Annotated in this window: 23 protein-coding genes; 9 read left to right on the top strand and 14 right to left on the bottom strand. The window is 45.0% G+C overall.

The annotated features are described in order from the left end of the window. Positions 1-142: 142 nt before the first annotated feature. On the top strand, positions 143-1738 hold the full coding sequence (locus V7S65_RS02835) for a sensor histidine kinase (protein WP_336386267.1): 1596 nt from the start codon (positions 143-145) through the stop codon (positions 1736-1738). Continuing rightward, the gene (locus V7S65_RS02830) at positions 1735-2793 is read left to right on the top strand and encodes a response regulator (RefSeq protein ID WP_336386268.1); all 1059 of its coding nucleotides are present in this window, start codon (positions 1735-1737) and stop codon (positions 2791-2793) included. The genes V7S65_RS02835 and V7S65_RS02830 overlap by 4 nt, the downstream gene beginning before the upstream one ends. Here V7S65_RS02830 and V7S65_RS02825 read toward each other — a convergent pair. Beyond that, positions 2773-3165: a hypothetical protein gene (locus V7S65_RS02825; RefSeq protein ID WP_336386269.1), complete on the bottom strand. Its 393-nt coding sequence runs from the start codon at positions 3163-3165 to the stop codon at positions 2773-2775. The genes V7S65_RS02830 and V7S65_RS02825 overlap by 21 nt on opposite strands. Before the next feature lie 225 nt (positions 3166-3390). Between V7S65_RS02825 and V7S65_RS02820 the strand changes: the two genes are divergently transcribed. After that, positions 3391-4212 carry a hypothetical protein gene (locus tag V7S65_RS02820; RefSeq protein WP_336386270.1) on the top strand — a complete coding sequence of 274 codons (822 nt, stop codon included), beginning with the start codon at positions 3391-3393 and terminating at the stop codon, positions 4210-4212. A 55-nt stretch (positions 4213-4267) separates the two neighbouring features. Further along, entirely contained in the window at positions 4268-5398 is a 1131-nt protein-coding gene (locus V7S65_RS02815) for a site-2 protease family protein (RefSeq protein WP_336386271.1), read from the top strand. A gap of 12 nt (positions 5399-5410) precedes the next feature. Here the strand turns inward: V7S65_RS02815 and V7S65_RS02810 are convergent, their stop codons facing one another. The 3 genes from V7S65_RS02810 to V7S65_RS02800 are packed head-to-tail and all read right to left on the bottom strand — an operon-like array spanning position 5411 to position 8667. Then, on the bottom strand, positions 5411-6415 hold the full coding sequence (locus V7S65_RS02810) for a zinc-dependent alcohol dehydrogenase family protein (RefSeq protein ID WP_336386272.1): 1005 nt from the start codon (positions 6413-6415) through the stop codon (positions 5411-5413). 54 nt (positions 6416-6469) lie between these two features. After that, entirely contained in the window at positions 6470-7714 is a 1245-nt protein-coding gene (locus tag V7S65_RS02805; protein ID WP_336386273.1) for an NRAMP family divalent metal transporter, read from the bottom strand. Next, positions 7711-8667, bottom strand: coding sequence for a 1-phosphofructokinase family hexose kinase (locus V7S65_RS02800; protein WP_336386274.1), 957 nt, complete (start codon positions 8665-8667; stop codon positions 7711-7713). The genes V7S65_RS02805 and V7S65_RS02800 overlap by 4 nt, the downstream gene beginning before the upstream one ends. A gap of 282 nt (positions 8668-8949) precedes the next feature. Here V7S65_RS02800 and V7S65_RS02795 point away from each other — a divergent pair, with 282 nt between their 5' ends. After that, positions 8950-11658, top strand: coding sequence for a cation-translocating P-type ATPase (locus V7S65_RS02795; protein ID WP_336386275.1), 2709 nt, complete (start codon positions 8950-8952; stop codon positions 11656-11658). Between the two features lie 91 nt (positions 11659-11749). Here V7S65_RS02795 and V7S65_RS02790 read toward each other — a convergent pair whose 3' ends face one another. The 5 genes from V7S65_RS02790 to V7S65_RS02770 form a co-directional block, all read right to left on the bottom strand. After that, positions 11750-12568, bottom strand: coding sequence for a universal stress protein (locus V7S65_RS02790; protein WP_336386276.1), 819 nt, complete (start codon positions 12566-12568; stop codon positions 11750-11752). A gap of 65 nt (positions 12569-12633) precedes the next feature. Then, positions 12634-12912, bottom strand: a complete 279-nt coding sequence (locus V7S65_RS02785) for a zinc ribbon domain-containing protein (protein ID WP_336386277.1) — start codon at positions 12910-12912, stop codon at positions 12634-12636. Between the two features lie 113 nt (positions 12913-13025). After that, positions 13026-13751, bottom strand: a complete 726-nt coding sequence (locus V7S65_RS02780) for a polysaccharide deacetylase family protein (protein ID WP_336386278.1) — start codon at positions 13749-13751, stop codon at positions 13026-13028. A 27-nt stretch (positions 13752-13778) separates the two neighbouring features. Then, positions 13779-14861, bottom strand: coding sequence for a hypothetical protein (locus V7S65_RS02775; protein ID WP_336386279.1), 1083 nt, complete (start codon positions 14859-14861; stop codon positions 13779-13781). Positions 14862-14930: 69 nt separating this feature from the next. Then, on the bottom strand, positions 14931-15329 hold the full coding sequence (locus V7S65_RS02770; RefSeq protein WP_336386280.1) for a hypothetical protein: 399 nt from the start codon (positions 15327-15329) through the stop codon (positions 14931-14933). A gap of 134 nt (positions 15330-15463) precedes the next feature. On the opposite strand from V7S65_RS02770, the gene V7S65_RS02765 reads away from it, so the two are divergent. Further along, a complete protein-coding gene (locus tag V7S65_RS02765; RefSeq protein ID WP_336386281.1) occupies positions 15464-16228 on the top strand; it encodes an LOG family protein in 765 nt (254 codons plus the stop codon). Positions 16229-16254: 26 nt separating this feature from the next. Here V7S65_RS02765 and V7S65_RS02760 read toward each other — a convergent pair whose 3' ends face one another. Together V7S65_RS02760 and V7S65_RS02755 are read right to left on the bottom strand one after the other, a co-directional pair. Further along, positions 16255-16635, bottom strand: a complete 381-nt coding sequence (locus V7S65_RS02760) for a hypothetical protein (RefSeq protein ID WP_079468344.1) — start codon at positions 16633-16635, stop codon at positions 16255-16257. Positions 16636-16732: 97 nt separating this feature from the next. Then, positions 16733-17581 carry a universal stress protein gene (locus V7S65_RS02755; protein ID WP_336386282.1) on the bottom strand — a complete coding sequence of 283 codons (849 nt, stop codon included), beginning with the start codon at positions 17579-17581 and terminating at the stop codon, positions 16733-16735. A gap of 209 nt (positions 17582-17790) precedes the next feature. On the opposite strand from V7S65_RS02755, the gene V7S65_RS02750 reads away from it, so the two are divergent. The 3 genes from V7S65_RS02750 to V7S65_RS02740 are packed head-to-tail and all read left to right on the top strand — an operon-like array spanning position 17791 to position 19792. After that, positions 17791-18300: a hypothetical protein gene (locus tag V7S65_RS02750; RefSeq protein WP_336386283.1), complete on the top strand. Its 510-nt coding sequence runs from the start codon at positions 17791-17793 to the stop codon at positions 18298-18300. Further along, positions 18297-19136, top strand: a complete 840-nt coding sequence (locus tag V7S65_RS02745; RefSeq protein WP_336386284.1) for a universal stress protein — start codon at positions 18297-18299, stop codon at positions 19134-19136. The genes V7S65_RS02750 and V7S65_RS02745 overlap by 4 nt, the downstream gene beginning before the upstream one ends. A 50-nt stretch (positions 19137-19186) precedes the next feature. Beyond that, positions 19187-19792, top strand: a complete 606-nt coding sequence (locus V7S65_RS02740) for a hypothetical protein (RefSeq protein ID WP_079468348.1) — start codon at positions 19187-19189, stop codon at positions 19790-19792. On the opposite strand, the gene V7S65_RS02735 is transcribed toward V7S65_RS02740, so the two are convergent. From V7S65_RS02735 to V7S65_RS02725, 3 genes are read right to left on the bottom strand one after another with little or no spacing between them, the layout of a single operon-like run. Then, positions 19789-20307, bottom strand: coding sequence for a DUF6691 family protein (locus V7S65_RS02735; protein WP_336386285.1), 519 nt, complete (start codon positions 20305-20307; stop codon positions 19789-19791). The genes V7S65_RS02740 and V7S65_RS02735 overlap by 4 nt on opposite strands. 17 nt (positions 20308-20324) lie before the next feature. Further along, positions 20325-20888 (bottom strand): YeeE/YedE family protein, encoded by a 564-nt coding sequence (locus tag V7S65_RS02730; RefSeq protein WP_079468350.1) that lies wholly within the window; start codon positions 20886-20888, stop codon positions 20325-20327. Positions 20889-20918: 30 nt separating this feature from the next. After that, positions 20919-22319, bottom strand: a complete 1401-nt coding sequence (locus V7S65_RS02725; RefSeq protein ID WP_336386286.1) for an MBL fold metallo-hydrolase — start codon at positions 22317-22319, stop codon at positions 20919-20921. Positions 22320-22336: the final 17 nt, after the last annotated feature.

The following is a 22336-nucleotide window of genomic DNA, read 5'->3' as shown; positions in this document are numbered from 1 at the left end:
AGCCCACGGCTGGTTCTTCCAAAATGAGATCAGTCAGCCGGCCGTATGATAGCGGTCATATCCCCTTGTTTCGCCGCCCTGATCTTGATTCAAACAGATAAAATCCTTATCTTTCCGCCGGTAACAACTACTATGTAAGCCTATGAGCTTTTCTATCAGCGATCTGGACATCAATTTTCAACTGGGAATGTTTGCCGCTATTATGGAACGTATGCCGGGCCTTGTAGCTATAAGGGAACTGGAAAACGGTAAGCTGATTTATATCAATGACGCCGGCATGAAAATGCTGGGAACAGATGATTATGCTGAACTTGAATTACTGATTGACCAGAATCAGCTGGGTAGAGGCAGTTTCAGTGCACAGGCAGCACAAGATAATCTTCTGACCAAAGAGCGCCAATGGCAAAACATCCGGGGAGAAACCTTTCAGGGGCTTTATGAAGAAATATTACTACGTAATAACAATAAAGAATATTGCTTTTTCCGCATCACGGATTCCCTTACAGACCGCAAATTCAAGCAGCAGCTAAACAGGGAGCTGGAGCGCTTTGGCGCCCTGTTCGATTATGCCAGCATAGGTATCCTGGTAACTAATCAACAGGGGGAAATTATACTGATCAACGACTTCGCCCTTGACCAGTTTGGATACAGGCGGGAAGAACTGTTAGGTCATAAAGTGGAAGTGCTTATTCCCAGGCGCGTTCATGACAGGCATGAAAAACACAGGAACCGCTACAATGCCCACCCCCAAAGCAGACCTATGGGTATTGGCATGGACCTGTTTGCCGTTCGGAAAGACGGCTCAGAATTCCCGGTGGAAATCAGTCTTAGTCATTACGCCAACGAAGAAGGACACTTTGTAATCGCCTATGTCAATAATATTACAGAAAGAAAAAAGGCGGAAGAAAAGATAGAAAGACTGAACGATGAGCTGGAAGGCATGGTGGAAGAACGCACCCAGCAGCTCACAAAAGCGCTGGAGCAACTCAAAATATCAAAAGAAGAACTGACGGTAGCATTGAGTAAAGAAAAAGAACTGGGAGACCTGAAGTCACGTTTTGTATCTATGGCTTCCCACGAGTTCAGAACTCCCCTCAGCACCATCCTTTCTTCTGCATTCCTGGTAAAACATTATGCAGAGGAAAAAGACCAGCCAACCCGGAACAAACATATACAACGGATTGTTAACTCGGTGACTTTGCTGACCGATACCCTGAACGATTTCCTCTCCGTAGGTAAAATTGAGGAAGGGAAAGTACAGGTTCGTCTTGCTGATTTCGACATAGAAGACTATTTCAATAACATCATACAGGAGATGCAGGAATTGGCCAAAGAAAAGCAGGTAATTGAATACCGCCACAGCGGGGAGCCAACAGTATTGCTGGATCCTTCGTTGCTTAAGCATATTACCATGAACCTCGTGGGAAATGCTATCAAATTTTCAAAGTCCGATGGTGTGATAGAGATCTTTACGGTGAAAAGTAACCATGCTTTTTCGCTCACCGTAAAGGACAGTGGCATCGGTATGTCGCACGAAGACCAGCAACATCTCTTCGAAAGATTTTACCGGGGCACCAATGTAAGTAATATACAGGGAACAGGTCTTGGGTTACATATTGTAAATAAATACACCGAATTGATGAACGGCAGCATTTCCTGCGAAAGTGAACTCAATGCGGGTACTACCTTTACAATTAATTTTCAGTTAGATGCTAAAAACATCCCCTATCAGTCATGAAAACTATTTTATTAATTGAAGATAATGAAGAATTACGTGAAAATACAGTAGATATTCTTGCTATAGCGGGGTATAATGTAATCACGGCAGAAAATGGTAAGATCGGAGTGGAAATGATCCTCAGCCACAAGCCCGACCTGGTGATATGTGATATTATGATGCCCGTGCTGGATGGCTTTGGCGTGTTGCACCTGATGCAACAGCACGAAGAAATGAAAGATATCCCGTTTATCTTCCTGACCGCCAAAACTGAACGAGGCGACTTCCGCAAAGGAATGGGAATGGGAGCAGATGATTATATCACCAAACCATTCAGCGGAACCGAGTTATGGGATGCCATAGAAAGACGGTTGAAAAAAGCCGCTATCAGAAAACAACATTTCGCGCCTGATCTGCAGGGACTGAACAAACTGATGTACGAAGCCACTGGTAAAGAGTCGCTGAAAGCGCTGGCAGAAGGAAGGAATATTGATAAATTTAAAAAGAAGCAGGCCATTTACACGGAAGGCAATCACCCTACCCGCCTATTCTATCTGCAACGCGGTAAAATAAAAACGATAAAAACCAATGATCTTGGTAAAGAACTGGTCATAGATCTGTTCACCGCCGGCGACTTTATTGGCTACACCGCTTTACTGGAAGGCGGCGTTTACAAGGAAACAGCCATTGCCATGGAAGAAAGCGAAGTAGCCATGATTCCGCTCAACGACTTTGAAGAACTCATTCATAATAATCATGAAATAGCTGTTCAGCTTATCCGCATGCTGGCCAAAAATGTAGCCGCAAAAGAGCAGCAGCTGCTGGGGCTTGCCTACAATTCGCTTCGAAAAAAAGTGGCCGATGCGCTGATCAGTCTTCACAATAAATACAATGCTCAAAAAGAGCAGCCTTTCATCATCAACGTAAGCCGCGAAAACCTGGCAACTATTGCAGGCACCGCTACAGAGTCGCTTATCCGCACACTGAGTGATTTCCGCGACGAAAAACTGATTGATATCAGGGATGGCGCCGTAGTGCTCCTGGATGAAAAGAAATTATCCAATATGCTTTGCTGAAATACCCGGAAACGCATCCGACAAATAGTCCTGAAAGTCAGCCCTTAAAAGCTGAAAGCTTTCCCTGATGGAAAAGATGTTTTCCATCAGGCTCTTATACCGGTTCAGGAACCCCTGCTCTGGGCTACCTGTCTGCTGTTTCAGCAAAATGGTATACTCCCGGATCTCATGCCGGAGTAAATCTATCCGGCTATCCATTTTCAGAAACCTGCTTTGGAAAAACTCCAGGTGTGCCAATTGCACCTTGGGGAGATCTGTTGTCAGAATATCTGTCAATTTTGTTTTAAAGATGATATTCTCATTTTCCAGTTGCTTTAATATTTCTCTCCAGGCTTCATTTTGATGCAGCATTTCACACAACTCATTTTTCATCGTCTGCTTTTTTTATATATTCATGGTTATAGGACATCTGTTATTTTCCTGCCAACTTCCCATACCCGAATATACTCTCCTTCCTATCCTGTTTCAAATGACAGTTGTTAGTCCTTTCTCTGATCCTCATCATATTTTTCCCACCTGATTAAGATCAATACAAGGGTTGCCGGAAATCATTTTTCCCCGAAGCACAAGCGTGTACTTTTATTGCAAAACCGATGTATGAAAAAGATATTACTGGCTTTTGATGGCGCTCATTTCGCTAAAGGCGCCTTTGAATTCGCTTCCCGGCTCAATGAGATACAACCCATTCTTCTGACCGGCGCATTTTTACCCCGGGTAGATCTTTCTGCTTCCTGGAGTTATTCACCTGGCGGAGGCACTGCATTTATACCAACGCTGGAAGCATATACCGCAGAGCAGATAGCGCAAAACGTGAAAACATTTGAGCAGGAATGTATCAAACGGCACATTGAATACCGCGTCCACAAACATCCTTATGACGCCGCCATGTACGAGCTGAAGAAAGAAACCCGTTTCACAGACCTGCTGATACTGGACAGCGGCAAATTCTTTGAGGACATCAGCATGGAACTTCCCAATGAATATCTCAGGATGGCCGTACATGACGCAGAATGCCCCTCTTTGCTGATACCTGAAGAATCGGCTTTTCCTGAAAGTACTGTACTTGCCTACGATGGCAGCGAAAATGCAGCTTTCGCCATTAAAAGCTTTTGTTACCTTTTCCCGGAGTTTTCCAATAAAAAAACTATCCTGGTATACGCAACATCAAAGAAAAAAGCAGCTATTCCGGACCTTTCATCTATAGAGGAACTGGTAACAAGGCATTTCACAGATCTCACCATCCATACGCTGGAGGCTACGCCGGCAAAATATTTTGACACCTGGCTTACAGCCGTCGATGCTCCCATGTTGGTTTGCGGATCTTTTGCCCGGTCTGAACTATCGCAGTTGTTTAAAAAGAGTTTTGTGGCCGGAATACTGAATGAACATAAGATACCGGTTTTCACGGCACACCGTTGATCGCTTCATCATTCGTAACTGCTGTCTGATTACCTTATTAGTTAAATATTACGAAATGAAAAACAGTTTAAAATTATTCACTGTCAAACATACCAGCATTTACCTGCATTGGTCTTTTGGGCTGTTTGTGGCGTTGATATTATTTATACAAAGTGCCACAGGAACAGCAAATAGCGAAATATTGTGGTCAGCAATGGCGATTATTGCCGTATTCACATGCGTAGTACTTCACGAACTTGGCCATTCACTGGCAGCGGGAAGGTATGGTATTCGTACCAAAAGTATTACGTTGCTGCCAATAGGAGGTATTGCCGCTATGGAAAAAATGCCCGACAAACCGGTACCCGAAATTATTGTGAGTGCGGCCGGCCCCATGGTAAACCTGTTGATCGCATTGATATTGCTCCCTTTCATCTCCGGATATCCACCATTCTGGAAAGCAGCGGAAGTAATCGAATCTGTGGACCAGGGCAATTTTCTCTATTACCTGTATGTTGTTAATATCATGCTGGCTTTATTTAACCTGATCCCGGCCTTTCCTATGGATGGCGGACGAATACTGAAAGGAATATTGGAGCTGCGTATGGACACAACCCGCTCAACTGCCATAGCTGCCTTTACAGGCAGGGTAATAGCAGCCCTGTTTATCGTAGCCGGGCTGATTATTTTTGATATTATCCTGATGCTTATCGGTCTTTTTATTATAGCCAGCGGAGCGGGCGAGGAAAAACTGATTTACCTGAAAACAGCAGCAAAAGGTTTGCATTTAAAGGATCTGGCGACAACCTCTTATAGCTCCTTTCCCGCAGGCATGACCATTGGCGAAGCTGCTGAAAAAATGCTGCTGCACCAGGACAAATATTTCCTTGTAATGGATCAGGCAACTGTTGCGGGTATCATTGAGCGGAGTACTATCCTTCGCGCGCTATCAGGAGGAAAGCACGGAGAAACTATCAGGCAACTCATGACAGCCAATGTGCCAAAGCTTGATGCAGAAAGTCTGGTGACGGAAGTGATTGACAAGCTTTCGGGAAATAGAGCAGCAGCATTACCGGTAGTGTCTGAGGGCCGGATAACCGGGACCGTTAATATGCAAAATATTATAGAATACCTGACAGTTCATGATACAAATCTGAAAGAACATAATCACAGTGGCGCCATGTATAAATTCCTGCAGACCGGCTAATATTTTTTACAACTATGGCATTACCAATACAGCTACACCTTTAATATTTCCGGCCCGCAGATTTTCCAGTGCCTCATTTGCCTGGTGCAGCGGGAAGAGTTGTGTAGATGTGGTGACAGGCACCAGTGGCGCTATCCTGAAAAAAAGCGTTGCATCTTCCCGTGTAAGGTTAGCTACGGATTTAATAACTCTTTCTTCCCAAAGCATACTATAAGGGAAACCCGGGATGCCGCTCATATGAATTCCTCCGCATACCACCGTTCCGCCCTTATCCAGGTGAGATAATGCAATAGGCACCAGGCTGCCGTCCGGCGCAAAAATAATGGCAGCGTCCAGCTTTACAGGTGGCGCTTCCAGGGAACTGCCGGCCCATGTTGCACCCATTTCCAGGGCAAACTGCTGACCGGCGCCATCGCCCGGTTTTGTGAAAGCATATACCGACTTATATTGGAACGTTGCAATTTGAGTGAGAATGTGCGCGGCTGCGCCAAAACCATACATCCCAATATGCTGCGCATGTTCATTCATCATCCGCCAGGAACGGAAACCAATTAATCCGGCACATAACATCGGCGCACCGGCTGCGTTATCATAAACAGCAGGCAGTGTAACACAGAATGCTTCCCAGGCGACTGTATATTCTGCATAGCCGCCGTTCACGCTATATCCTGTAAAAAGTGCATTTTCACAAAGATTCTCCTGCCCCTGCATGCAATATTTACAATGGCCACATGTGTGGGCCAGCCAGGGTACCCCCACCTTATCGCCCTGCTTCAGCAGCGTAACCCCTTCTCCCAATTCAACCACCTCTCCAACTATTTCATGACCGGGAATAACCGGGAGCAGCACCGGCGGCAGGTCTCCGTCAAGTATATGCAGGTCTGTTCTGCAAACCCCGCAGGCGATTACTTTTATTAACACCTGACCGGCAGCCGGAACAGGAACAGGAAGCGTTTTAAGCTGAAGCGGTGCACCTGGCTGGATGAACACCATTGCCTGCATATTTTGGATACTCATCGTAGCAATTTTAACTGTCAACCGGGGATTATCAGGTCGGTGATTTAAGTTTTACTACAGCAGGAAATAGATTAGCGCTATTGCTGCTGCAGTCATTATTATTAACGCTATAGTGCCTAAAAGGTTAGAAAACCACGAATTAGTATTGCTTTTCATAATCTTTTTATTATTGCCGATATGCAAAACAACCGCTATTAAAACGGGGGCCGTCAAACCATACGCAATAGCCGTATACAGCAGAGCCCTGAGTGGACTTACAGCCGAAAACTGGAGCAACAAACCTACCAGCAGCGAAATAATAATGGATATATAAAAAGGTTTTGCCTGTGCAAATTTCTTATCCAGTCCTTCCTCCCAGCCCAGTGTTTCTGCCAGCATATAAGACTGCGCGCCCGCCAGTACCGGAACTGCCAGCAAACCGGTTCCAAGTACCCCGGCCGCAAAAATGAGATAGGTCAGGTTGCCCGCAAGCGGCTGCAGTGCCCTGGCAGCCTGATCTACCGTATCAATCTGCCGGATACCTGCCGGGAAAAGTACCGTACCGGTGGTAAGAATAATGAAGAACATCACAACATTGGAAAACAGCATGCCTGTATTGACATCTGCCTTCATACTATTTAATATCTTCTTATCCACCACAATTATATGGTTATGCAGCCTGTCTTCCGCCTCCATACTTGCTTGCCAGTAAAAGAGATAAGGAGAAATAGTGGTTCCCAGGATTGCTACAATGATAGAGAAGAATTCTTTGTCGTAGCGGATCACCGGAATAAAAGTATCCCTTGCGATCAGTTTCCAGTTCTGATCTGAAAGGAAAGGAACAATAATGTATAGCAACAGGGAAATACAAAGCCATTTCAGGATCATCGCAATTTTCTGATAGGGATAATGTATAATAACCACCATCAGCAAAAGTGTAATCGCCACACAGAACACAGATACCGGAACGGCCGGCAGTATCATATGGCAAACTGCTCCCATAGCCTGGATGTTCGCCCCGATATTCAACGTAATAGCAGGAAAACTGAACAGCAGCATTCCATAAAGAATAGGCTTCGGATAATACTGTTTGAGAGTGGCCGTAAGTCCCTGCGAGGTTACAAGACCTATCCTCGCGCACATTCCCTGCATGGCTGCCATCAAAGGAAATGTGAACAATGCCGTCCATAATGTGGAAAGACCAAAACCGGCACCAGCCTGGGAATAGGTGGCAATTCCTGAGGGGTCGTCGTCACTCGCACCGGTAATAAGACCGGGACCTAATGTTTTAAATGCCTTTCTGATTCCTTCAATTTTCATCTTTTAATACCCGTGGTTAATGATTGCTTCCTGCGTACCTCTTCAAAAAGTATCAGCGCATCTTCCTTCTTACATAGCGCTGTACCGGGATTTAACGTGGCTGCTGTACCACAGGCAACTCCAAACTGCGCGGCCTCAAGGATATCCTTGCCGGCAAACAGGCTATAAACAATGCCGGCCAGCATGCTGTCTCCGGCGCCAACCGTGCTCACCCTGCGGACCACAGGCGCGGGTACCTTTATCGAAAGATCTGCTGTTACCAGCATTGCCCCCGCTTCTCCCATAGATACTATTATTACTTCACAGCGATGCTTGCTGATGATCTCCCTGGCCACATCCACAATTTCCAATGCATTAAGGGTGTTTGCGCCTGCAAAGCCTGCCAGCTCCCTGATATTGGGTTTAATCAGGTAAGCTCCTTCCCGCAGGGCTTCCTTTAATGCATCGCCCGAAGTATCTACAATAAAACGGGCCCCCTTGATGGCTGCTATAGCACTGAAAGAGGCAAATATATCCGCCGGCACACCGGGACACAAGCTGCCACTGGCAACAAGATATTCTATCCCTTCCATCTGCCGGATCACTTCCAGCAAGTGCTGCCACTCATAAGTGTCAACCACCGGCCCAGGCATGCCTAAACGATATTGCGCATGGTTGCTGTTGTCTGTAAGGATCAGGTTTTCCCGGGTGTGCCCTGCAATGGGAACGGATATTCCCGGAACACCCTCTGCACGTAACAGTGACTCGAAAAATCTACCGCTGTGCCCTCCCCCGAGGTACACCGCCTTTGCGTCGCCGCCCAGCCGTATAATGGCCCTGGCTACGTTAACGCCACCGCCGCCGGGTTCGAAAAGAGGCACACTGCATTTCAGCTTTCTTTCCGGTACCAGTACAGGAACGCTTGTACTCTTATCTATTGCGGGATTTAATGTAATGGTGACAATTGCGGACATACCAGTTAAATTTAAATGAAACAGCAATCTGCTTTTAGGAGCAGTACTTCAAAGATACCCGCTGCCATCTCCGGCTGCAATGACGGGAATTAGTAATCGCGCTGATCTTCATCAGGAGTACAGGAAATGACCCTGTCATCTTTGATATGACGGATATCACCGGATCTTCTGACGGGTATCATTGCCGTGCAGATATCTTTAAGGAACATTTGCGGTGAATAAAGTTGATGTCTATTGATGCGCTGCTGTACCGGCGCTGTCTGCTGATGAAAAACAAGAAAGATGCCGCTGTCTCACATAGAAAAAATTGGTAATTACTGGGCCTTATCGGGTGAAACTATTGCTAAAGTTTCTTCCACAGATCCTATCAGGGGGCTAACAAAGGAAGAAGCTGCAACAAGATTGGCCAAACACGGTCATAACAGCATCACCACATCTGAAAACACGCAACCATTACTAATATTACTCCGGCAGTTTACCAGTCCATTTATACTGCTGCTGGGAGTTTCTACCATTCTTTCCTTCTTTTTTAAAGAATGGCTGGATGGTTTTGCCATCCTGATGGTGATGATCCTGAATACCGCAATTGGTTTCTGGATGGAATACCAGGCACACCGTTCCATGGAAGCGCTAAAAAAAATGAGTGTTGTTCAGGCGAGAGTTATCCGGGACGGAGAGATGATGGAAATAAAATCTGAATTACTGGTACCCGGTGACCTGCTGTTTGCAGAAAGCGGGGAAATGGTGACTGCCGACGCGAGGATTATCAACGCCAATCAACTTCAGGTCGATGAATCAACGCTTACCGGCGAATCTTTTCCGGTAGATAAAGGCCACAACCTCCTGCCGGAAAAGATCCCGCTATCTGAAAGAAGCAACATGCTATACAAAGGTACTTTTATTACGAAAGGCAATTGCTTTGCTATTGTTGTGAATACCGGCATGAAAACAGAACTCGGCAAACTTGCCGGTATCGTTCAACAGGCAGAACAGGTAGCTACGCCGTTAGAGAAAAAAGTCCGGATCCTGAGTAAAAAGCTGATCTGGATAACCCTGGGATTGATTGTCGCCATATTTACCGGGAGCATCTTTTACGGCACGCCCGTTACAACCGTGTTAAAAATAGCAATAGCATTGTCCGTTGCAGCCATTCCTGAAGGACTGCCCGTTGTAACTACACTTGCTTTGTCCTTTGGCATGCTGCGGATGGCCAGGCATAATGTCATTGTAAAAAAGTTGTCTGCCGTAGAAACACTGGGAGGAACGAATGTTATCTGCACCGATAAAACGGGTACGCTTACACAAAATAAAATTGAAGTATCCCTTATTCAGGCGGGAAGCCTTTCCGCCCGTGTCCGGATCAATGCCGCAGGTACCGCAATGCATTGGATGGAAAATAACAGCATCCCGGGAACAGCCGCTTACGCTCATTTATGCCGTATATCCGCATTATGCAATACAGCCAGCTATCAACTCAATGGTAATGAAGCAAGTACTTCCGGTGATCCCCTGGAGATAGCTTTACTTAAAATGATACACGCATCCGGGATGAAACCAGTGCAGTATCAGCAACAATTCAGCAAAACAGATGAAATACCTTTCTCTTCCGAAACAAGGGTTATGGCAACCCTGCACAAAAGCAAAGAGCAGTATCCGTTTTATTATATAGCTGCAAAGGGAGCTGTGGAAGATATACTGAAATATTGCTCTTCCGTACTTGATGAAAACGGTAAAAGTCATTTGGGTGAAAAACAAAAAGAAGAATGGAAAGCTATTGCCACTAAACATGCGCAATCCGGATTCCGTATGCTGGCATTTGCCTACCGGGAAACATCAAAGCAGGAGCCATCTTTCATGCATAACTTGACGCTGGCCGGAATTATTGGCTTCAGCGATCCTCCAAGAGCCGGTGTAACAGAAGCAATCAAAGAATGTAAAAATGCAGGGATAAGGGTGATCATGATTACGGGAGATCATCCGGAAACCGCAAAAAATATTGCACTGCAATTAGGAATAGCCACTCCCGGAGAAGATGTAATGCTGGGCAGTTCCATGAAGCCCTATAACCAGTTAACGGCATCAGACAGGGCGCAATGGCTGAGAACCAGCGTATTTGCCAGGGTTAGCCCGGAACAAAAACAACACCTGGTCAGTGTTTTACAGGATGAAAAAATGATAGTAGCCATGACCGGTGATGGTGTAAATGATGCTCCGGCTCTGAAAAAAGCAGATATTGGTATTGCTATGGGCCTGAGAGGAACACAGGTGGCAAGGGAAGCAGCAGATATGGTACTGAAAGATGATGCCTTTACCGCCATTGTTTCCGCTATCAGGCAGGGAAGAATCATTTTCGAAAATATCCGGAAATTCGTAATCTTTCTATTATCGTGTAACTTAAGCGAACTGCTTGTAATTGCCATATGTGCGCTGTTTAACCTGCCGTTCCAGCTTTTCCCGCTGCAGATCCTGTTCATTAACTTCATAACAGATTCAATGCCGGCACTTGCGCTGGGAGTCAGCAACAGCGGTGGTTCAATTATGCAACGAAAACCTTATCCCCCTGAAACCCTCATTATCGATAGAAAAAGATGGACTGCCATTTTTGTTTACTCATTTGTAATCACGGCTACTACTTTAGGAGCAGTAGCTACCAGTCATCTGATATTTCACTACAATGATAAATGGAATAACCTGGTATACAATAATATCCTCTTTTATACATTGATCTTCTCCCAGTTGTTCCAGGTGCTTAATATGACTTTTAAGAGAGACATCCCTTTCCATAAAACAGATGTGTTCCGCAATACGGCCATATGGTACTCCATAGGAGGCTGCATTGGGCTGTCATTAGCCGCTTATTGGATTATGCCGGTAAAAAGAATTTTAGGTATAACTGCGATTAGCCAGGGAGACTGGTGTATTATATTATTATACTCCATACTAACGGTAGCTATTATAAGGATCATTAAGAAAATGAAAATAACCATCTGATAACGATAGGCAACAAATAAAAAAATGCGCTCTCCATATTCCGGAGAGCGCATTTTTCCATTTCCATTTTCTAAAAAGAGGCGTTCATTATTTAAGAATGTGCAATAAAAACAGGCATCCTATGTTCACCCATAACTTCGGTGGCAAAGCTTTTCCTGAATAATTCTGAAAGATCCGACCGGGCAAAAGACCCACACACCAACATAGGGTGATCAACATCTGCAAGCCAGGTATCAAAATATTTTCGGGGGTCGCCTTCCAGCTTTTGAATGGTGAGATCTGGAAAATGTCTTGCTACTAATTCTTCCATCAGTTGCATTTCAGGGATAGCCTTCTCTTTATCGGTGGCGTATACCAGGATAGCCTTTTTAGCTGACAGCTCCGGTAACAGGTAACAGAAAGATTTAATAGCAAACGTGGCATCCCTGCTGCCATCATAGGCCATAACAATTGTTTCCGGGAAATGGCAATTTTCCGGTATCAGCAGCACCGGGCATTCTGCGTTATGTAACGCCATTTTTAAATAATCGTTGGGAATGTCGGTACCCAGATTTTCGTAGAATTTCTCATTGCCCAGTATCAGCAGATCTGCAAAGCGTGTCTCCTTCTTCAGATCAGCTAAAGTGAAGTCGTATGGCGCCTTATGTACCCTGTATTCAATATGATGCCGGATACAGGCTTCTTCAAAGGTTTTTATATTTTCGTTTACCAGTTCATCACTATATTCTTCCAACGAAGGTTCAAATACAGAACCGGTTACAAGGGCAGAATTCCAGGAAGGAGAGAAATCCATTTTAGGCAAAAATGTACCGGTCAGCAACAGTGGTTGCATATCATTCAACTGACAGGCAAAGTCAAAAGCGCCTTTAGAAAAATGGGAGCCATCTAAGGCCAGCAATATTTTTTTCATGACTTTTTAATTAAAATATACTTAATGATGGTAACAGCGAACTCGTATCTGTATAGTACCCTGCTTCACGAAAGATGATCCACTTTTTTGCCGGCCCATCTCTTCAAATGCGGCAAACGGTTGATTGCCGCTTCCAATATATCTTCCGGCAACTTTTCCTTATCCATCATCCTGGTCATGTGTTCCTTCATCTCTTCAAGAGACAAATCAGGATGGGTGAACTCACCTTGCTGATAGCAATATTTGCAATATTCCTGGCTTGGGGAACCGTCCTTTTCTGTTCCCAAAAGCGCCACCTCGTTCAGGGGCATACTGCAACTCTGGCAAATTTTATCGTTTTCCATGATTTTCATTTTTTATTTGTCCGGATAAAGTTAGAAGCAATCTTAAAAACCAGGAATGATCATCGTCATTCTTCATCCTGATTTTCGTTCTCTGTCAGTCCTGCACTACCACATCAATCACCTTTATTAAATCTGGTCATCTCTTGCTGCAACCTGGTCCCTGACCAGCGCCCGTCTACCATCATACGCCGGATAGCATATACTGTATTTTCACGCCGCCCGTTTAGCTGAAATGCCGCCCTGTACCCATTTTTCTTCAGGTAACTGATGATGGTATCATTCCACTCACCGAAAGGGTAGGCAAAATACCATACTGGTTTACCGGTAATTTTCTCCAGTACTTTCCGGGGGCGGATCAATTGTTTCTCCCAATCCATTTTACCGGTAGTATATAAATGCGGATGATCCCAGGTATGGGCTGCAACGATATGTCCGTGGCCGGCAAGTGCCTTTATCTGTGCGGCTGTCATATAGCCTGGTTTTTCAATGGTAACTGTCATTACAAAAAAAACACCCCTGAATCCGTAACGACGCAGTAAAGAATCGGCTATAGAAAAATGTTCTTTATGTGAATCATCAAATGTGATTATGAACGATCCGGGAGATATTGTTTTCTTTTCAGTTAAATACATCAGTAGTTCATCTGGTAATATAGTATGATAGCCACTATCTGCAAGGGTCTTCAACTGGTTATTCAATTGTTCCCAACTGATATGCAGCAAATCATTCTTATGATTTCCTCCTGTATAGATCTGATGATAGCACAATACGGGTATATTCTGAGCTGATGTATTTTTGGCGGCAAGGGCCATCACAAAAAATAAAATAAAGTACTTCATATGGCGGTTATAACATCAACAAAACAATCACTGATACTGGATATATACCGGCTTCGGAAATAATGCCAGTACTTCTGCCGGCTGCATCAGATGTCCGCCGGTTTCCACATCATTTTTATAAAATAATTTGAATCCTGTAAATTGCACAGGCTCTCCCGAAATCCAGGACCGGTAGGTGTCCAGTTTTTTTGCCACACCTCCAAAACCATCCATATTCATCACAAACTGTACTTCAGGTTTGATGCGAATGTTGCTGTAATTTGTAACCATTCCCTGCGTGAAGCGGTGTACTACCAGCATCTTGGGCGGCAGGTTGTATTGCTGCACCAGCGCTGCCAGCCAGGATATCGCATAATTAATATCTTCCGCACCGAAGGTGCCAATGGCGGTACAGGGTACCTGTCTGTTTTTCATGGAATATTCCGGATCAATACCCAGGTGTACATCCGGCCGTGCCAGGTACTTTTCCAGTAGCGGAAGTTCTTCCTGCAATGAACTCCATCCCGGCTGAATATCCAGGAAAACAATGGCATGCGCCTTTTCAGCCAAAAGGAGTACTTTATCTATTTCCGTCGCGGGCATATGTAACCGGTACTTCCTGTCTTTCCCCGGATTTCTCTGGGCTGTAACGGCGATATAATGCAAAGCAGGAATCACCGGCATACAGGTGTCTGCCTGCCTCCATTTATCTGCTTCTTCTGCCAGCTGCTTTAATAGTTCAGCCTCTGGCAACGCACCCAGTATACCCATGCGCGTGGAATACAGATTGCCATAAAAAGCAACAATACGATTATAGGGTAATAATGCTCCCGGCAATGGATAGCCCGCATTCACAGGCCATTTAACGGATGGCTTGTTATGTACCAGGTGCAGCAGGAGTTTATTATACCGGGCTGTATCTGTAACTTCAGCCTTATCGCTTTCAACCCTCATTTCATCGCTGGCAGGTGATACATCTACTCTATGCGAATGCCCTACCTTCTTCACATTATCCGCTTGCTTAAAAGACAACAGATCTATAGAAGCAAAAATATACAACATCAGCACCCCTGTCCATAAAAAAATGACGGTAATAAATACTCCATTTACAAATTTCAGTACCAGTTTCATATACAGAATTTTGAAAGAGTTTCTGCCAATGGCTAAGTGGGATTGGCTGTAGTACCGGAGGTATTGAAATCAATCGTCCTCCGGACGCTCCGGCAACTGGAAAGCGCGTCTCTTTGGCGGTTTTCCCGCATTATTCAATTCTTCCAACGTCCAGCTATCGGTGCTGGTAGTTTCCAGCCATAGTGTTCCTGCTTTGCGGAGTACCTGTGCGCTCAATCCAAAAATGTAGCTAAAATCATGTTCCACCGCAGCGGCTGTCCGGTAATAGCTGATGTCCAGCCATCCGGAATCATTCCGTATCCTTATGCTTTCAAGTAGAGTATCCGGAGATATTTTTTCTTCTTCAGAAGAATACTCCCCTTTCCGGTGTGGCTTCCTGTAAAACTCCAGTTTCAGGTACGGATATACTGTCTGAAATTTATCCTGTATATCCTTTACCATCGCGTCTTCACGAATATATATCTGCATAAAAAGGCGTTTTAATTAATACAAGTTTACCATTGTTGCTGTCACCGGCAAATGAGGATAATCATCCTGCTATATGACAGCGGTCACGTAACAGGAAAGAAGATATCCGGAAATTGATGGTTCAATATTTAGTTATGCAAGCAGTAAACATAAACCAGCAACCATCCGCTACACTGGCCGAATTGCCAGGTCATGAAGAAAAATATTTCCTGGAAGGTCCCCGTTCGAGGGCAAAGGAATTTTTCTTTTCCGTGAAAGTGTTGATTGAATTTATCCGGGGATTCAGGGTATTACATTTTGCAGGACCTTGTATAGCCGTATTTGGCTCTGCGAGGGTACAGCCAGGATCCAACTATTACGAAACTGGCAGGAAAACCGGGGCCGGTATTGCAAAACTTGGTTTTACAGTAATGACAGGCGGAGGCCCTGGTATTATGGAAGCTGCAAACCGGGGAGCAAAAGAGGCCGGTGGCAAATCAGTGGGATGTAATATCAGTTTGCCCAGGGAACAAGCCGCCAATAAATACCTTGACCTGCAATTTAATTGCAGGTACTTTTTCGTCCGCAAAGTATTAATGTTCAAATATTCCTATGGGTTTGTAATACTACCGGGAGGGATCGGCACCCTCGACGAATTCTCTGAAGCGCTTACTTTGATACAAACCCATAAGATCCTTAACTTCCCATTGGTGCTGCTGAACCGCGGCTATTGGGAACCACTGATGCCTTTGTTTCATAAAATGATTGAAAGCTACATGATAGAACCGGCAGATTTGAAATATATCTTACTGACAGATTCCGTTGAAGAAGCCATGGAGCATCTTCAAAAATACGCAGTGGCCCAATACCATGTAAAACGCAGGAAAGAGTTTCGCCGGTTTGCCCTTTTAGGCGAATAACCGGTAAAACCAGCCAATATGAGGTATCAGTTGGAAGGAAAATGTTCTTTTAAATACAGCTGAAAGTCTGAGGCTAGTATGTCAAAGCTGCTCTGTATCCGGTCCATTTTTTCGGTTAACATTTTCTGCAATATTGTAACACTTGCCGGACGGGTGGTTTGTTCATTACTACATAGCATTGCTTCCTGCAGATCTCTTACTTCATGTCTGAGTAAACTTATCTGTTCATCCATTTTCAGGAACCTCTGCTGAAAAACTTCGAGATGTCTCAGGTGACTTCTTTCAAAATTATCAGAGAGTATATGTGCTAGTTTTGTTTTAAAAAGAATGGTTTCATCTTCCATCACTCTCAATATATATCTCCAGGATTCATGCGCTGGCACATGTCCGTTCAAACTATCTGGCATCATCTTATTTTTTAATATCTAATACGCTAAATTATTACGGGCCGGGTCCACAAAACATGACCACGATCAGTAATCTGGCTGTTTATGATCATAGTCATTATTTATTATGGGCTATAAACAGGGGAGATGATAATGTTTGCATCAGTACATCTGCCATGCTTTCCCTGAACCACCGGGAAACTGCGCTTCTCCTGTAAGCCCCCAATACTACGATGGTCCCCTCCGGCTGTTCAAGCATATAGCTCACAATTTCCTCTTCGGGTATGCCATCCATTACTTTATACCCCGCCTTGGGGAAATGCCTCTTAATGAAATCCTTGATCAGGTGCTTATTTTCGAGGTGGTTTCCTTCGGGATTAACAGATACAATAGTTGTTGGCAATGTTTGCAGGGAGGGTAACAGGTAATTATACATTTTTATCGCATATACAGAAGATGGTTCACCGTCGTATAACAGCACTACATTCCTGATATCGCTAAAAACGGCCGGCACCAGCACCTGGGCGGGCACAATCAGCACAGGACATTGCACATCCGTCAGCAAGTCGCGGATAAAACGGGTAGGCGGCTTCATAACATCGTGTACAAATGTTTCATGCCCGTCTACGATCAGTAAATCTGCATAAATGCTTTCTTCCAGGGCACTCTGAAGGGAAATATTTCTATTGCGGTGAACGCTGTAGGCTATTTCCGCCTTCTGGCAGGCAGCTTCAAATATGCCGGCAGCAGCTTCCCGCCGTTCCTCATCAGCGGCTTCAAGTTTCCTGAGAGTAGCCTCGTCCGTTCCTGCTTTCAATAACTGGTATAAGTTAAAACTATTATAAGTCAGGTCATCGGAAAAAACTCCGGTCAGATGTGCGTGCTGTTGTTTCGCTATCCAAATGGAATAATGAAGGGTACTTTCTGAAAATCTGAGGCCATCAAATATAGCTGCGATCTTTTGCATGGCATTGTTTTGCTCAAAAGTAGCGCCGGAAGGAAAAATGACCTATGACCCGGATTAGTCCGGATCCTGATTTTCGTCATCATTGGGGTCATGACCTGAATCAAGAACGGGTATGACCGGTATCATTCACCCGCAGTAAATACTCTTATAATTTTATTATCGAAAGAAGAAAATTATTCCGGGTCATTCATACTTCAAAACCTGATATCATGCACGCTAATATCTTTTCCCCCGCCTACCTGATAGCCAATGTAATTAGCCTGGTAGTATTGATAGCAGCTATTTTCTGGCCTCTTATTGCCAGGTTTCTCCTGGCGCTGATATTCATCGGGGCGGCCTTTTTTAACGCTGTTATGGCCATCCGGGAACCAGAACTGTTTATGGTCTACGGTGCAATGACCGTTTCACCTGTTTACGAACAATTCATTTATGGGGCTTTCCGGGATAACATTACCGCAATTGTCGTGTCTATTTCAATATGCCAGCTGGCGGCAGGGGTTTTTATCGCTGCCAGGGGCGCACTGATGAAGCTGGGGTTACTTGCTGCCACTACGTTCCTGATAGCGATAGCCCCACTAGGTGCCGGCTCCGCCTTTCCATCCACGCTTTTGCTGACGGCAGCAGCTGTCGTGCTGCTCTTTAAGGAAAGATATCTTTCCGCTCACCCCTTACGGTTCGGGTTCCATCATTTTCTTTCAGGCAAAAAGAATGAAATATGAAAAAAATGATTACCGTTTTAGACGGACTGAATTATTCCAGCAGTGCTGTTGAATATGCTGTGTTTATCGCCCAACAGGAAATGGCCCATCTTGTAGGTGTTTTCCCTGAAGATATAACTTACAGGAGTTATGCACTTTATGATCTCGTAGATGAATCAGGCGTATCAGATCAGCGGATAAGGGATTATGCAGATAAGGATAAGCAAACACGCGCGCGAAGCGTAGAACGGTTTGAACTGGCATGCCAGGAAGCGGGACTTAACTACTCTGTGCACAAAGACCAGGATATTGCTTTAGATGCCATATTACATGAAAGCATTTATGCGGATCTGATGATAATATCGTCAAAAGAAACATTTAACCGGCGTAAAGAAGATCCGCCCTCCCACTTCCTGAAACACCTGATTGCCGAGGCAGTATGCCCCATATTGCTGGTACCATCAGCATTTAAAGGGCTTGATAAATCTGTGATGCTGTATGACGGATCCCCGTCATCAGTTTATGCTATCAGGATGTTTGACTATACCCTGCCCAGCTTAAAGTATAAACCGGTTAAAGTAGTTTCTGTAAAAAGTCCGTCGTCCGATCTGCATTTGCCGGACGGAAAGCTGATGAAGGAATTTATGAAAAGACACTATCCCGATGCCAGCTATCACGTATTACAGGGAATTCCGTGGGAAGTGATCCCTGAGTATTTACAAAAAGGCCATAGCAGTACTATTGTTGTTTTAGGCGCTTATCATAGAAGCCGTTTGTCCAGGTGGTTTCACCCCAGCATGGCAGATGCCCTGATGTCGGCATTAGCATGCCCCTTGTTTATAGCTCATTGTAAATAGAAAAATAAAGGATGCCAAGGCTACTTCTATATATCAGTATTTCAATATTCATGTGTCAGTGTACCACCTCCCGGATTACAGGAACCTGGAAAGGAACGGACATCCATCCTGAACATTATAAAAATATCCTCGTCCTGGCGATAATACACGGACCAGACAGCAGCTTACGGGAAATTATGGAAAAACATATGGTAAACCAGCTGACAGCGCATGGTTGCAGGGCGGTTTCCGCCTGTTCCTATTACGGACAGGGCGCTTTTGTTTCCCTGCCTGCTGATTCCATCAAAAAGATACTTCAACGGGATAGTATAAACGTAGTATTAACTATTGACCTCCGGGATAAATCCAGGGAAATCTACGACGTCACCGAAAAGGTTCTGTTTTCACTTTATCCTTTCCGGGAGAATGATTTCTGGATGTATTACGCCGCGATGAATGAGTATCATCCGTTTTATGGAGACTACAAGGAACATACGGCCTGGTTCTGGAAAAGCAATATCTATGACGTTACCAGCGGGGCGTTGGTTTACGCGGTACAAACAGCCTCTTTCGATCCACTCTCCCGGGAAGATCTGAGTAGCGGTTATGCCCGTATTATTGTAAAAAACATCATCCGGAATAATATCCTTCAACCACATAAATACCCTGGAAACTAATGGGGCAACTTCTCCCTGAAATAACCATAGGTCCAGGTACCTGCAATAGCGCTTAGCAGTATAACAACCGCCACCAGTGCGCCGGTGCCGATTTGCGCAAATAAAGGCCCGGGACAGGCCCCGGTAAGGGCCCAGCCTAAACCAAAGATCAGGCCGCCGTAAATTTGCCCCTTGTTGAATTTCTTGGGATGGAATTCAATCTTTTCGCCATGAATGGTTTTAATGTTGAACTTCCGGATAAGCCATACGGAAATCATTCCCACCACTACAGCAGTACCGATCACACCATACATATGAAAGCTTTGCAGCCGGAACATTTCCTGGATGCGGAACCAGCTGATGACCTCTGCTTTAACAAACACCACACCGAACACGATACCTACTGCCATATACTTGAAATTATACCACCAGGGATGTTGCCGTTTTGATTCATTGACACAAATCGTATCCAGTGAACGGACTTCAAAATCTGTATTTTCCGGTGACTGCTTTATGCCTTGCGTTGTAGTTTGCATATAGTTGTTCTGTAAAATTATAAATGAAGAATAAAGGGAAGTATCAGGTTGGCCATTATAAAGCCACCTGCCATGAACATAACAGTAGCCACCAGCGAAGGCCATTGCAGGTCGCTGAGGCCCATAATGGCATGCCCCGACGTGCAACCTCCCGCGTACCGGGCGCCAAAGCCTACCAGGAAACCACCACCTGCCAGCATGATCAAACCACGCAGGGAAAAAAGACTACTCCAGGAAAACAATTCTTTCGGTAATAAGGAGCTGTGGTCGGTAATTCCGTATGCCATCAGTTCTTTGGTAAGGGCCGGGTGCAACACTACCGGATTAGGGTCTGGTAATAATTGAGCGGCAATAACAGCGCCTGCCAATATTCCACCCACAAAAAAGAAATTCCAGATCTCTTTTTTCCAATCATACCGGAAAAAACTTATTCCGGCAGGAAAACAGGCCGCACAGGCATGACGCAGGTTGGCTGATATTCCAAAATGTTTGTTCCCCAATAATAGAAGTGCGGGCACTATAAGCCCGATCAGCACACCCGCCACATACCAGGGCCAGGGTTGTTGTAATATATGAAGCATTTGTATTGATTTATTGAACTACTGATTTCATTAATGAACTACAGGATTCCCTTCCTGTATCCACTTGTTCATACCGTCTGAAAAGTTCAGTACATTATTATACCCTTTTTGGGCAAGCAATGAATAGGCTATTGTGGCACGGTCGCCGCCCTGGCAATGAATCACTACTTTTTTATCTTTGCTGATCTTGTCGAGATTATTAAGCAGGGTGCCTATAAACACATGATCAGCTCCCTTGATATGCCCGGAACTATATTCCGTGGCGCCGCGCAGATCCACCACCTGGATTCCATTACTCTGATAGAGGTTTTTGAAGTCATCTATAGAAATGACGGAGGCTTTTTCAAGTTTGCCGCCGGTGTCTTCCCATACTTTTACGGAAGGAATGTAACCATGAATATTATCAAGACCTATCCGCATCAGTTTGCGGGTAAGTCCGTTCAATTCAGAAGGGTCTGCCAGTAAAATAAACGGTGTTTCATAATCCAGGAACCAGCCGGCCCAGGTATTGAAGGAGTTATTGTTTTGTATATTAATACTGCCGGGAATATAACCCGCCGCGAAGGCTGCTTTATTACGTGTATCGATCAGTTTGTAGCCTTTATCCAGAGCTGCTTTCAGTTCGTCTTTGCCAATTTCTTTAAGCTCCGGTACCTGGGTAAGCAGTGGTCTGTTTATTTTATTGAGCCTTTTCATCATCGCAAAATATGCCGGTGGCTCGGGTTGATCCGCCAACAGGTACTGCACAAAACCCTCTTCATCCTGTTCAAAACGGAAAGCGGGGTTCCTGATAAGCTCATACCCGGTAGTGGTGGAAGGCACTGCACCCAGCGCTTTTCCACAGGCAGAACCGGCGCCATGTCCAGGCCAAACCTGTACAAAGCCCGGCAGGGCGCTGAATTTTTTAAGAGAGGCAAATAACTGGTGTGCCCCTGTTATCTCCGTGCCTTTCATACCGGCAGCCTTTTCCAGTAAATCAGGACGGCCAACATCACCTACAAACACAAAGTCTCCTGTAAATAACATAACGGGAACTTCACTGGCCGGTTTGTCAGTTAATAAAAAGCTGATACTTTCCGGTGTATGTCCCGGCGTATGTAGTACTGTCAGTTCAAGATTGCCCACCTGGATACGGCTGCCGTCCCGGAGGCCAATATGATCAAATTCGTATTGCCACTCAGGGCCGCCTTCATCAGAGAGGTATATGCCGGCTCCTGTAAGGGCGGCCAATTCCCGTGATCCCGAGAGGAAATCCGCATGGATGTGCGTTTCCAGGATATGGGTAATTTGCATTTTTTGTTCCTGTGCAATTTCCAGGTAAGTATCCACATCCCTTTTAGGGTCGATTACAGCGGCTACTCCCGCTTTCTGACATCCGATGAAATAACTGCCTTGTGCCAGGCTCTTATCATAAATGTGCTGAAAATACATAGTGTTTTGTTTTTCTG

The sequence above is a fragment of the Chitinophaga sp. CCNWYY40 genome, from assembly GCF_037483205.1.
Classification (GTDB): domain Bacteria; phylum Bacteroidota; class Bacteroidia; order Chitinophagales; family Chitinophagaceae; genus Chitinophaga; species Chitinophaga ginsengisegetis.
The sequence above is the reverse complement of the archived record's forward strand: the minus strand, read 5'-3'. Positions and strand labels throughout refer to the sequence as shown.